Source organism: Streptomyces sp. NPDC004031, assembly GCF_053604375.1.
The window spans coordinates 18672-30395 of record NZ_JBSGHL010000033.1 but is presented as its reverse complement, the minus strand read 5'-3'; the positions used below and the strand labels follow the sequence as shown (position 1 = coordinate 30395).

Sequence of the window (11724 nt, the reverse complement as noted above, 5' to 3'; positions counted from 1 at the left end):
GGGGCGCGAGGAACTGCGCGCGCAACCCACCACCGGCAGAAGGCCGCGCAAAGCACCGCCCGAGGCACCCCGTGGCGAAAGGGGCGCGGGGAACTGCGCGACCAGCCCCCACGCGCGGAAGGTCGCGCAAAGCACCCCCCGAGGCACCCCGGAGCGAAAAGGGGCGCGAGGAACTGCGCGCGCAACCCACCACCGGCAGAAGGCCGCACAAAGCACCGCACGAGGCACCCCGGAGCGCCCCCGCCCGCCCCCGCGGAAGCGCTCAGCGCAGAAGCTCGGGGGTCGCGGGCCGGGCCGCGGGGGTCGGCTCGGGGGCGTCGGGAAGCCCCCCGGCGGGGCGAGCAGCGGCCGTCTGGGCCACCAACGCACCGGCCAGCACAAGCGCGCCGCCGGCGATCTGCGCGGCCCCGAGATGCTCATCGATGAGTATCCACGCCAGCACCGTGGCGACCACCGCCTCCAGCACGCCGACGACCGCCGCGACCTGCGGGCTGAGCGTGCGGACGGAGGTGACCCCGGCGAGGTAGGCGACCACCGTGGAGACCAGGCCGATCCAGCCGACGAGCAGCACCGCCGGGACGTCGCGGTCGCCGAGCGCGGCCTGGTGCCCGAGGTCGGACCACCGCATGGTCCAGGGGTGGGCGACGAGCGTGAGGACGAGCGTCCCGACGAGCAGCCCGTGCGCGATCACGGCGACCGGTTCGGGCGCGTCCTCCCCGTCCGTCCCGTGGTCGGCGAGCACGAAGTACGCGACCTGGCAGCACGCGGCCCCGAACGCGTAGAGCAGTCCGAGCGCGTCGAAGGCGAGGCCGGACCAGATCTCGACGACGCACGTCATGCCGCCGGTCGCCAGGACGACGCCGAGCGCGGCGGCCCGGGTGACGGGGCGGCGCTGGACGAGCCGGATCCAGCCCAGCAGCAGGGCGGGGCCGAGGAATTCGACGAGGATGGCGACGCCGACGGGTATGCGGTCTATGGCCACGAAGTAGAGGGCCTGGCAGCCCACGATGCCGAGCAGGCCGAACCCGGCGATCAGCGCGGGCTTGCGGCGGGGCAGCGTGCGGTAGCGCAGGGCGACGGGTGCCAGCACCAGCGCGGCGACCATCACCCGCATCCACACCACCTGGAGCGGGGAGAACCCGAGGTCGATCAGCGGTTTGGCGGCCACCCCCGAGCCGCCGAAGGCGCACGCCGACAGCACGGCGAGCCCAAGTCCCCTGCTCCTCATACCGGATCCGCGCATCCGGCCATCATGTCAGCCCCCGACAGGACCGTCATCCTCAGAATTCCTGACACCGCGCTCCTCCGGAACGGCCCCGGGTGCCTCGTGGAGTTCGTCCGGATCGAGGCCCGCCGCGCGCAGGACGTCCGCGGCGCGGCAGTCCGGGTCGGCGGTGAGGGCGTGCAGCAGGTCGATGCCGTCGGCCTCGTCCCGGCCGCGCAGCCGGGCCAGTTCGGCGGCGCCGCGCAGCGCGGTCGCCGCGGCGGGGCTCCAGCCGGGGGCGGTCAGGGTGAGGGTGGGTATCTCACCGGAATCCTCCACGGAGCCGCGCCAGCGCAGCCCGTAGCCGATGCTGCGCTGGACGAGGTAGCCGAGCACGCGGGCGGACCGGCCGGGCGGGGCGTCGCAGGCGGCACGGGCGTGCGGGTCGTGCTCCAGCAGGGAGTGCAGCAGGTGCGCGGTGTCGGCCTGCGTGTCGCCGTCCCGGACCGCGCGGCGGCGGGCGTCGGCGAGGACGGCGCGCACCTCGGCCGTGAGGTGGGCGTCGTCCGCGGGACGGGCCGGCTCGTGCTGCGGCCCCTGGTCGCTGTACACGCCACCCATCTCAGCAGAGTGACCGTGCCCGGCGCATCGGCTCAGCGGTCCATTTCGCATCCGCCCGCGGAGGGGGGTGCCCGGCGCGCTCTCCTCCCCTGGGATGAGTCATGGCCACAGCAAGGTGCGGGTCCAGTCGCCGTTCCCGGGGCTCCGGTCGCCGTCGCGGGTGTAACGAAGCCGCAGGTGGCCGCGGTGCGGGTCGGCCTGGAAGAACTCGGCCTCACGGGCGCGCAGCCGGTAGACGGTGTGCCACTCGGGCACACGGTCGGGCTCGGCGGACACCAGCGCCTCGGCGGCGAGCCGCTCGCGCGCGTACTCCTCGGGGCCGGCGAGCGGCGCGCTGACGGTGCCGGTGAAGGCGGCGACGCGGGAGGCGGGGCTGCGGCCGAGGAAGTCCCGCCAGGCGGCCTCGGCGGACAGCGTCACGACCGGCCCGGCGAGCCGGATCTGGCGGCCGTGCGCGGGCCAGTAGAAGGTCGCGGCGGCGACGGGGTGGGCGGCGAGGTCGCGGCCCTTGCGGCTGCGGGCGTCCCCGGCGAAGACGACGGAGCAGTCGGCGGAGTCCACCCCGCGCAGCATCAGGACCCGGGCGCTCGGTGTCCCGTCGGGCGCGGCGGTGCTCAGCGTCATCACGTGCGGCTCGGGCAGCCCGTCGGCGAGCGCCCGGTCGAGCCACCCGGCGAGCAGCGGGCCCGGCGCGTCGGGTGCCCGGTCCGGGTCGAAGTGCGGCAGCGGCCCGGCGAGCACGGGCGCGGCCCTGATCCGCTCCAGCAGCGCGCGGTCCACGTCCGCCGGGTCCGCGGGCCCGCCCGGACCGAGACCCCCGGGCATCGCCGGACCGGCCCCCGGCTCCTCGCCGTCGTGCATGTGCCGCCTCCTTCGTGCGCTCGGCCGGGCACCGTCCGTCCCCGGGCGCGTCCAGCCTGGCAGGCGGTGCGCGGCCGGGGGGTGCGGCACGGCGGGCCGCGCGCGGGGAAAGCCCCGTTCGCGGCCCGCCGCAGGCCCACGGAGAGCGCGGGCGACGGGCGTCAGTGCACGGTGACCGTGGTGGTCACGCTGCCCGCGGTGAAGACGTACGCACCGGGCGCGACCTGCTGCGGGCCCGAGCCGTCGATGTCGCCCTGGGTCACCGCGAGCCGGTTCGGCGGCACCTTGAGGGTGACCGTCGTGCTCTGGCCCGCCGCGAGGTGGACGCGGGTGAAGGCGACGAGCTTGGTGGGCGGCGCGAGGACGTCACTGGTCGGCTGCGAGACGTACACCGGCACGACGAGGTCGCCCGCGCGGTCGCCGGTGTTGGACACCCCGACCTTGAGGCTGATGGTGTCGCGGCTGCGGGCGGTCGCGGAGCCGGCCTTGAGCGAGTCGAAGGCGTAGGTGGTGTAGGACAGGCCCGCGCTGAAGCGGTAGGCCGCGTCGTAGGTGGACTCCGGTCCGGCGTTGGTGCCGGGGAGCTGCTGGTAGTACAGCGGTTCATTGCCGATGTCCTTGGGCCATGACGCGCTGAGCCGGCCGCTCGGGTTGACCTTGCCGAACAGCACGTCGGCCACCGCGTGGCCGCCCTCGCTGCCGGGCAGCCAGGACATCAGCAGGCCCTGCGTGCCGTCGGCGCCGCCGAGCACCAGCGGGCGGCCGGCCAGCACGACGGTGACCACCGGCTTGCCGGTCGCCTTCAGGGATGTGACCAGCGCCTGCTGGTCGGCGCTCAGTTCGGGGCGCGGGGCGTCGGCGCTGCCTTCGGCGGCGGCCTTCTCGCCGACCACGACGACGGTCAGGTCGGCGTCCTTCGCCTGCGTCACCGCGTCGTCCGCGGAGGTCGCGCGGACCACCGACGTACCGGAGGGCGCGGCCTCCTTGATCCCTTCCAGCACGGTGGTGCCGGGCAGCGTCACCCCGTCGGGCACGCCCTGCCAACCGACGGTCCAGCCGCCGGCCTGGTCGTTGATGTCGTCGGCGTAGGAGCCGGCGACCACGATCTTCTTCGCGCCGGAGGAGATGGGCAGCACGCCGCCCTCGTTGCGCAGCAGCACCTGTGACTCGTCGGCGGCCTGCCGGGCGAGCGCGGTGTCGGCGCCGACGACACGCCCGTCGGCCTTCGAGGCGTCCACGTAGGGGTGTTCGAACAGCCCGAGCCGGAACTTCATGGTGAGGATGCGCGTCACGGACTCGTCGATGCGCTTGACGGAGACCAGGTGGCGCTGGACGGCGGTCCTGAGCGCGGCGCTGAAGCCCTGCGCGTCGTAGGGCTCCATCGCCATGTCCAGACCGGCGTTGACGGCCTTGGCGACGGCCGCGGGGTAGTCGGCGGCGACGTGGTAGCTGGTCTGGAGCGCGCTGACGTCCGCCCAGTCGCTGACCACGACGCCCTTGAAGCCGAACTGCTTGCGCAGCACATCGGTGAGCAGGTAATGCGAGCCGGTGGCCGGGATGCCGTTGATGGCACCGGAGTTGACCATCACCGACATCGCACCGGCGTCGATGGCCTGCTTGTAGGACGGCAGCAGGGTGTCCTGGAGGTAGCGCAGCGAGACGTCGCCGGGGACGCGGTCGTGGCCGTTGCCCGGTTCGCCGTAGCCCGCGAAGTGCTTGACCGTCGCGGCGACCTTCTTGGCGCCGTCCGCGCCCTGGATGCCGGAGACCGCGGCGGCCGCGAGCGTGCCGGACAGCAGCGGGTCCTCGCCGTAGGTCTCGTAGTAGCGTCCCCAGCGCTGGTCGCGGGCGATGTCGGCGACCGGGGCGAAGTTCCAGTCGATGCCGGTCGCGGCGACGGCCTTGGCGGTGGCGGCGCCCGCGTCGCCCACGAGGGCCGGGTCCCAGGTGGAGCCGAGGCCGATCTCCTGCGGGAAGATCGTCGCGCCCAGCACGTTGTTGTGTCCGTGCACCGCGTCCACGCCGTAGATGACGGGGATGTGCAGGCGGGTTTTCTCGATCGCGTACTTCTGCACCGCGTTGACCATCACGGCCCAGTTCTGCGGGGTGTTGACCGAAGGTCCCGCGCCGCCGCCGGAGAGAACGGACCCGGCGGCATTGTCGACGAGTACGTTCTTCATGCACGATTCGGTGAAGGCGCCGCCGCTCCATTGGCAGTCGCCCTGCATGCGCACCACGGAGATCTGGTCCATCTGGCCGATCTTCTCGTCGAGCGTCATGCGTTTGAGCAGGTCCTTGACCCGTACGTCGACAGGGGCGTTGGCGTTGGTGTAGGTGGGATTGTCACCGGCCTGGGCCGGTACGGAGGCCACCGCCGCCACGCAGGCGGCCGCGGTGGCCAGTGTCAGAAGGGTTCTCATGCGCAGTCGTCGAGCGTTCGTTGGCATCGCAGGCGTCCCGTTCCTGTTGGGGATCCCCGGGCTTGCCGGGGCCGACCGTGCCGTAAACGTTTCCGATCGGCGGGAAGTCTGTCCTCGCCCCGACTGATCGTCAAGACTGTGTGCAGCACGCTTTTCGCCGCGTTTTCCTGTCGTTCTCCTCCGTCCGTCCGTGTACCGCCCCTGTCCCGCAATCCCCCGCCCGCACATCCGCCCATTTCCTCTCGCGCAGAACGGGTCCGTCGTGAACATCCGTGAACTCGCCCGCCGCAGCGGGGTGTCGACCGCCACCGTCTCCCGCGCCCTGAACGACAGGGCCGAGGTGAGCGAGGCCACCCGCGCCAAGATCCGCGCGCTCGCGAGCGAGCTGGGCTACGCGCCCAACGAACCCGCCCGCACGCTCGTCCGGCGCCGCTCGGACACCGTCGGCCTGGTGTGGGACAGCGGCCAGGAGGCGATAGGCCTGCACAACCCCTATCTGCTGGGCCTGCTGAGCGCCGTGCGCACCGCGCTGTCCGAGGCGGACTACCACCTGATGCTGCTCACCACGCCGGGCGCCGAGGACCAGGAGACCGCGCACCTCCAGGCGGTGCGGCGGCACAACCTGGAGGGCGTGATCGTGCTGACCACCCCGCCGGACGACCGCTGCCTGCGCGCCCTCGCCGACTCGGGGGTGCCCTGCGCGGGCATCGACACCGCCTTCACCGGACCGCGTACGGTACGGGTCAGCTCCGACAACGCGGCGGGCGCCGAGGCGGCCGTCCAGCACCTGTACGACCTCGGTCACCGGCGCATCGCCACCGTCACCGGCCCGCTGCACCTGCCGCCCGCCGCCGAGCGCCTCGCGGGCTACCGGCGGGCCTGCGCCCGGCTGGGCCTGAGCGTGCCGCCGGAGTACGTGACCGAGGGCGACTTCTTCCTGGCCAGCGGGCAGAGCGCGGGCAAGCGGCTGCTGGCGCTGCCGGACCGCCCCACCGCCGTCTTCGCCGCGGGCGACCAGATGGCGATCGGCGCGATGCACGCGGCGGCCGACGAGGGCCTGTCGGTGCCGCGCGACCTGGCCGTGGTCGGCTTCGACGACATCGACGCGGCCTCGCTGGTGCGCCCGGCGCTGAGCACCGTCGCCCAGGACCAGCGCGGCCTGGGCGAGGCGGCGGTCGCGGCGCTGCGCGGGCTCATCGACGCGGCCCCGGTGGCTCCGGTGCAGCCGCGCATCATCCCGACCCGGCTGGTCATCCGCGGGTCGAGCCGCCCGGGGGTCTGACCGGGGCCGTGTCACCGCCCGGGGGTGCTGTCTCGTCTGCTTGCCGAGACGGTGTCGACCAGGGAACGGGCGGGCGATGGGCAGCAGGGACGGGACGACGTACGGCACGGACCGCGCGCAAGGGGCGCCGGACCCGCGGCGGTGGGCGGCGCTGGGCATCCTGACGGCGGTGCAGTTCATGCTCATGATGGACGTCACGGTCGTGAACATCGCCCTCCCCCGCATCCAGTCCGGCCTGCACTTCTCGCCCGGGGGCCTGCCGTGGGTGGTCAACGGCTACGTGCTGACCGCGGGCGGCTTCCTGCTGCTGGGCGGCCGGCTGTCGGACCTGTACGGGCGGCGGCGCGGCTTCGTCGCCGGGGTGCTGGTCTTCGGCGCGGCCTCGGCGGTGTGCGGCACCGCGGGCTCCTCGGCCGCACTGGTGGGCGGCCGCTTCGCGCAGGGCCTCGGCGAGGCGCTCGCGGGCCCCGCGGCGCTCGGGCTGATCCCGGTGCTCTTCCCCGACCCGAAGGAGCGCACCAGGGCGCTCGGGGTGTGGGGCGGCACGGCTGCGGTGGGCAGCGCGGTCGGCTCGGTCGTCGGAGGGTCGCTGACGGATCTGGTGAGCTGGCGGTGGGTCTTCTTCGTCAACCTCCCCGTCGCACTGTTCGCGTTGGTCATGGTCCCGCGGGTGATCCCGGAGAGCCGGATGGCGCGCACCGGCCGGGGCGTCGACCTGGCCGGTGCGGCGGGGGCGACGGGGGCGCTGGTGGCGGTCGTCCACGGGCTGCTGCAGGCGGCCGGCCACCCGTGGGGCTCGGGGCGGGTGCTGGCGCCGCTGCTCGGCGGGCTCGCGCTGCTGGCCTGCACGGTGTGGTGGGAGACGCGGGCGGCGGATCCGGTGCTGCCGCCGCGCTTCTTCGCCGACCGCACCCGGGTGACGTCCAACGCGGCGAGCGTGCTGTCGCTCGCCGCCTTCCACACGTACGCGTTCCTGCTGACGCTGTACCTCCAGCAGGTGCTGGGCTGGTCGCCGCTGCGGACGGGCCTGGCGTACATCCCGTTCACGCTGGCCATCGGTGCCGGCATGGCGGTGTCCACGGCGCTGATGCCGCGGTTCGGGGTGCGGGCGACGCTGGCCACGGCCTTCGCGGGCAGTGCGGGCGGGCTGCTGCTGGCCGCGGGCGGGCTCGCCGTGCACGCCTCGTTCGCCGCCGGGATCATGCCCGCGCTGCTGGTCTACGGCTTCTTCAACGCCGTCGGCTATCCGGCGCTGACCAACGGGGCGCTGCACGGGGTGACGGGCCAGGACGCGGGGCTGGCCTCGGGGGTGCAGACCGCGATGCAGCAGGTCGGCGCGTCGCTCGGGCTGGCCGCGCTCGTCCCGCCCGCGCTGCGGTACGTCCGGCACCACGTGGCGGGCGGCATGGCGCCCGCGGTCGCCGCGACGCACGGCTACGCGCTGGCGCTGCGGGTGGCCGCGGGTGTGCTCGCCGTCGCCGCGGTCCTGGCCCTGACGCTTCCGGCCCGGCTCGCCTCCGCCCCGCGGGACGCGGCGCGCGAGACGGCGGACGGCGCGCCGGGCGAGCCGGTCGCCCGCTGAGCACCCCGCCGAACGCGGCGCGGCCCCCGGGGGACGAACCCCCGGGGGCCTGCGTTCCCCCGTGCCTGCCCGCGGGCGGGCGGCTCAGGAGGCCGGGCCGGTGTCCTTGCGGAACTTGCCGCCGTCCGCCCCGCCGTCCCTGCCGTCGTCCTCGTCGGCGAGGATCAGGTAGAGCCGCCTGCGGGCGTCGTTGACCACCGTGAGCGCCTTCTCGCGCTGCTCGGGGGTGCCCGCGACCCATACCTGGCGGAAGGCCTCGACCAGACCGCCGCCGGCCTTCCTTATCTCGTTCATGGCCTCCCAGTCGACGCCGCGACCGGCGTCCTCCCAGGGCGCCTCGGATCCGGCCTCGGCCTCGGTGCGGCCCTCGTCGGTGAGCGTGAAGAGCTTCTTGCCGCCCTCGCTCGTGCTGGTGATCAGGCCCTCGTCCTCCAGCAGCTGGAGCGTCGGGTAGACCGAGCCGGGGCTCGGCTTCCACGCGCCGCCGCTGCGGTCGGCGATCTCCTGGATCATCTCGTAGCCGTGCATCGGCCGGTCCTTGAGGAGGGCCAGGATCGATGCCCGTACGTCGCCGCGCCGCGCCCGGCCGCGCGGTCCGCCGCGGCCCCGTCCTCCGGGGCCCCAGGGCCCGCCGCCGCCGAAGGGCGGCCCGAACGGGCCGAAGGCGGCCCGGCGTCCGTCGCGTTCTCCGGGACCGTGCTCGCCGTGCGCGCAGGGTCCGTGTCCGTGATGATGTCCACGCATAACGTTTTCTCCTATCGTGATCGTTCGCGATGCTTCAACGATATATCGGTGACTGTCGTCTGGCAAGCCCTTCCGGCCAACGGCCGGGCGGACCGGGAAACGCCCCGGTCGGAAGGGGCAGAGCGGATCGGCGGACCCGGCGCTGTCGGTGGGGTCGGGCACACTGAAGGCATGGACAGATCGGATCTGGTCCGGCTGCGGCGGGCCCGCGACCGTATGGACCGGGAGTACGCGCAGCCGCTGGACGTCCCGGCGCTGGCGCGCGACGCGCTGATGTCTCCGGGGCACTTCTCGCGCAGCTTCCGCGCGGCGTTCGGCGAGACGCCCTACGCGTACCTGATGACGCGCCGCATAGAGCGCGCCAAGGCGCTGCTGCGGCGCGGCGACATGTCCGTGACCGATGTGTGCATGGCGGTGGGCTGCTCGTCGCTCGGCTCGTTCAGCACCCGCTTCACCGAACTGGTCGGCGAGTCCCCGCGCGCCTACCGGGCGCGCAACCACACCGAGCTCGCCGCGCTGCCGTCCTGCGTCGCCCGGATCGTCACCCGACCGGTCAGGATCAAAGAAGTACGCGCGGGTGGCCCTGCCGTAGCGTGACCGGCATGGACATCAAGCTCTCCCACACCTTCCTGGCCGTGGACGACCACGACAAGGCGATCGAGTTCTACCGCGACATGCTCGGCCTCGAAGTCCGCAACGAGGTGGGCTACAACGGCATGCGCTGGGTCACGATCGGCTCGCCCGCCCAGCCGGAGGTCGACATCGTCCTCGAACCCCCGGCGGTGAACCCGAACATGACGCCGTCCGACCGCGAGGCCGTCGCCGACCTCATGGCCAAGGGCGTCTACGGCCGGGTGGTGTTCTGGTCCGACGACGTCGACGCGACGTTCGAGAAGCTCTCGGCGGCGGGCGCGGACGTCGTCCAGGAGCCCACCGACCAGCAGTACGGCGTCCGCGACTGCGCCTTCCGCGACCCGGCGGGCAACGAGGTCCGCTTCAACCAGGCCAAGCGCTGACCCCCGTCCCCGGCCGGACCCGGGTACCGCTGCGGGCCCGCCGGGGGGGACGGGCCCGCAGCATCCCTGTGCGCCCCGCGCGGCCGTCGGCCCTACGCCACCGGCGGCGGCCAGGTGTCCGTCCGCCAGGCGTTGGCCGCCTCGACCCGGCCGCACACCCCGAGCTTGGGGTAGGCGTGCTCCAGGTGCTTGTCGACGGTGCGCGGGCTGATGGCCAGCCGGTGGGCGATCTGCCCGTTGGTGAACCCGTGCGCGAGCAGTGTCAGCACCTCCGCCTCCCGGCGGCTGACCAGTGCCCGCGCGGGCGGGGCGCGGTGCAGCCGGCCGAAGGTGCGGCCGAGGCGCGGCCGGAGCATGGCGGCGACCTCCAGGTCGGTGTCGCCGAAGTCGCTGCCGCTGCGGTTGACGGCCACGCACACCTGCCGCCGGACGCCGCCCTCGGTCCCCGCGGGGAAGGACATCGCGAGCTGGTCGTCCGCGCCCACCCGGCGGTAGACGTCCGCGTAGACCGGCAGCGCGTGGTAGTCGGCGCGGCTCTGCATCCGCGAGCGGCACGCCGGGGTGCCCGGTCCGTCGGTGGTGTGGGCCACCAGCGGGTCGTCCGGGGCGCCCCGCCGGTAGGCGGCGAGCAGCCCCGGGCCGAGCAGCCCGTCCGGCAGGGTGAGCGGGGCGGCGGGACCGGGGCGCGGGGACCACACGACGCTGTCCCCGGGGAGGGCGGAGAGGAGCACCGGCAGCAGGGCCGGGACGAGCCGTTCCTCGTCGTCGGCGTCGATCAGCAGGTCCACCACGGCGAGCATCCGCCGCAGGCCCGCGGCTCCGACCGCGCCCATACCTCCAGCCTCGCGAGGGCGAGCGCCCGGGTCAAGGCGCGCCCGCGGTACGGGGGTGCGGGCGCGCCCGCGGTACGGCGGTGCGGGTGGCTCAGCGGGTCACCGCGTACACCCGGTTGACCGGGCTCTCGGCGGCCAGCTCCCAGTGGTGCAGTCCGGCGCCGTCCGCGATCCGCCGCATCGCGTCCTCGCCCGCGTGGTTGCCGAGCGCCTCCGGGCCCGGCTGGGCCAGCGCGGAGGGCAGGCAGACCGCGACCGACGCCGCCGACAGGCCGCGCCCGATCGGATGGACGTTCTCCGTCACGTCCGCGGACACGTTCGGCTCGACGAGCAGGCACACGCCGCCGTCGGCGAGCGCGTGCTCGGTCCGCCGCAGCGCGCCGCCCGGATCGCTCATGTCGTGCAGGCAGTCGAAGAAGGTGACCAGGTCGTAGCTCTCACCGGGGTAGTCCTGCGCGCTCGCCACGTCGAACTGGACGCGGTCGGCGAGCCCTTCGCGCTCCGCGAGCGTACGGGCGGCCTCGACCGAGGGGCGGTGGAAGTCGTAGCCGTGGAAGCGCGAGGCGGGGAAGGCCTCGGCCATCAGCAGGGTGGAGTACCCGAAGCCGCAGCCGATGTCGGCCACCCGGCCGCCGTCCTCCAGCCGCTCCACCACGCCGTCGGCCGCGCCCAGCCACTCGGGCACCAGGGCCGCGGCGTATCCGGGCCGGAAGAACTTGGCCGTGCCCTCGAAGAGCGCGGGCCCGTGCTCGCCCCAGCCGACACCCTCACCGGTGCGGAAGGCCTCCAGCAGCGCGTTCTCGCTGCCGTACAGCGCCTGGAGCATGGTGAACATGCCCGCCGCGTACGTCGGGGCGTCGGGGTCCGCGAGGACGGCGGCGCGCTCGTCGGACAGCATGTAGCTGCCGCGCTCCGCGTCGTAGTCCAGGTACTCCCCGGCCACCTGGGCGTCCAGCCACTCGCGCAGGTAGCGCTCGTCGAGGCCGGTGCGTCCGGCCAGTTCCGCCGGGGTGAGCGGGCCCGCCCCGGCCATCGCCGTGTAGAGGCCGAGCCGGTCCCCGATCGAGGTGCACAGCCCGGCCATCGCGGCGGCTCCGTCGGCGATCACCCTCTCCAGGAACTCCCTCACGCGCGCTTCCTCCGCCGTCGGCGCGGCATCCG

At 74.3% G+C, this 11724-nt stretch carries 10 protein-coding genes and 1 pseudogene; 4 read left to right on the top strand and 7 right to left on the bottom strand.

The genetic code is table 11. From position 1 onward, the window contains the following. Positions 1-262: 262 nt before the first annotated feature. The 4 genes from ACWERV_RS21430 to ACWERV_RS21415 form a co-directional block, all read right to left on the bottom strand. On the bottom strand, positions 263-1228 hold the full coding sequence (locus ACWERV_RS21430) for an EamA family transporter (RefSeq protein ID WP_452935288.1): 966 nt from the start codon (positions 1226-1228) through the stop codon (positions 263-265). A 27-nt stretch (positions 1229-1255) separates the two neighbouring features. Continuing rightward, positions 1256-1825 (bottom strand): Clp protease N-terminal domain-containing protein, encoded by a 570-nt coding sequence (locus tag ACWERV_RS21425; RefSeq protein WP_452935285.1) that lies wholly within the window; start codon positions 1823-1825, stop codon positions 1256-1258. Positions 1826-1924: 99 nt separating this feature from the next. Further along, the gene (locus ACWERV_RS21420) at positions 1925-2686 is read right to left on the bottom strand and encodes a pyridoxine/pyridoxamine 5'-phosphate oxidase (protein ID WP_452935281.1); all 762 of its coding nucleotides are present in this window, start codon (positions 2684-2686) and stop codon (positions 1925-1927) included. Between the two features lie 161 nt (positions 2687-2847). After that, a complete protein-coding gene (locus tag ACWERV_RS21415) occupies positions 2848-5106 on the bottom strand; it encodes a glycoside hydrolase family 3 N-terminal domain-containing protein (RefSeq protein WP_452935278.1) in 2259 nt (752 codons plus the stop codon). Between the two features lie 262 nt (positions 5107-5368). On the opposite strand from ACWERV_RS21415, the gene ACWERV_RS21410 reads away from it, so the two are divergent. Together ACWERV_RS21410 and ACWERV_RS21405 are read left to right on the top strand one after the other, a co-directional pair. Further along, positions 5369-6388 (top strand): LacI family DNA-binding transcriptional regulator, encoded by a 1020-nt coding sequence (locus ACWERV_RS21410; protein ID WP_398188249.1) that lies wholly within the window; start codon positions 5369-5371, stop codon positions 6386-6388. A gap of 76 nt (positions 6389-6464) precedes the next feature. Then, the gene (locus tag ACWERV_RS21405) at positions 6465-7970 is read left to right on the top strand and encodes an MFS transporter (RefSeq protein WP_452935276.1); all 1506 of its coding nucleotides are present in this window, start codon (positions 6465-6467) and stop codon (positions 7968-7970) included. 147 nt (positions 7971-8117) lie between these two features. On the opposite strand, the pseudogene ACWERV_RS21400 reads toward ACWERV_RS21405, so the two are convergent. Continuing rightward, positions 8118-8714: pseudogene (locus tag ACWERV_RS21400) on the bottom strand (PadR family transcriptional regulator); the annotation flags it as partial. Between the two features lie 171 nt (positions 8715-8885). On the opposite strand from ACWERV_RS21400, the gene ACWERV_RS21395 reads away from it, so the two are divergent. Together ACWERV_RS21395 and ACWERV_RS21390 are read left to right on the top strand one after the other, a co-directional pair. Then, the gene (locus ACWERV_RS21395; RefSeq protein ID WP_452935273.1) at positions 8886-9311 is read left to right on the top strand and encodes a helix-turn-helix transcriptional regulator; all 426 of its coding nucleotides are present in this window, start codon (positions 8886-8888) and stop codon (positions 9309-9311) included. Between the two features lie 5 nt (positions 9312-9316). After that, complete coding sequence (locus tag ACWERV_RS21390; RefSeq protein WP_452935271.1) at positions 9317-9730, top strand: VOC family protein; 414 nt, start codon at positions 9317-9319, stop codon at positions 9728-9730. A gap of 92 nt (positions 9731-9822) precedes the next feature. Here ACWERV_RS21390 and ACWERV_RS21385 read toward each other — a convergent pair whose 3' ends face one another. Both ACWERV_RS21385 and ACWERV_RS21380 read right to left on the bottom strand, forming a co-directional pair. Further along, on the bottom strand, positions 9823-10563 hold the full coding sequence (locus tag ACWERV_RS21385) for a helix-turn-helix domain-containing protein (protein ID WP_452935268.1): 741 nt from the start codon (positions 10561-10563) through the stop codon (positions 9823-9825). A 91-nt stretch (positions 10564-10654) separates the two neighbouring features. After that, positions 10655-11692 (bottom strand): class I SAM-dependent methyltransferase, encoded by a 1038-nt coding sequence (locus ACWERV_RS21380; RefSeq protein WP_452935265.1) that lies wholly within the window; start codon positions 11690-11692, stop codon positions 10655-10657. Positions 11693-11724 lie beyond the last annotated feature (32 nt).

Bases quoted from the DNA above. Each gene is read 5' to 3' on its own strand.
- ACWERV_RS21430 (WP_452935288.1), bottom strand. From the start codon at position 1,228: ATGAGGAGCAGGGGACTTGGGCTCGCCGTGCTGTCGGCGTGCGCCTTC.
- ACWERV_RS21425 (WP_452935285.1), bottom strand. From the start codon at position 1,825: ATGGGTGGCGTGTACAGCGACCAGGGGCCGCAGCACGAGCCGGCCCGT.
- ACWERV_RS21420 (WP_452935281.1), bottom strand. From the start codon at position 2,686: ATGCACGACGGCGAGGAGCCGGGGGCCGGTCCGGCGATGCCCGGGGGT.
- ACWERV_RS21415 (WP_452935278.1), bottom strand. From the start codon at position 5,106: ATGAGAACCCTTCTGACACTGGCCACCGCGGCCGCCTGCGTGGCGGCG.
- ACWERV_RS21405 (WP_452935276.1), top strand. From the start codon at position 6,465: ATGGGCAGCAGGGACGGGACGACGTACGGCACGGACCGCGCGCAAGGG.
- ACWERV_RS21395 (WP_452935273.1), top strand. From the start codon at position 8,886: ATGGACAGATCGGATCTGGTCCGGCTGCGGCGGGCCCGCGACCGTATG.
- ACWERV_RS21390 (WP_452935271.1), top strand. From the start codon at position 9,317: ATGGACATCAAGCTCTCCCACACCTTCCTGGCCGTGGACGACCACGAC.
- ACWERV_RS21385 (WP_452935268.1), bottom strand. From the start codon at position 10,563: ATGGGCGCGGTCGGAGCCGCGGGCCTGCGGCGGATGCTCGCCGTGGTG.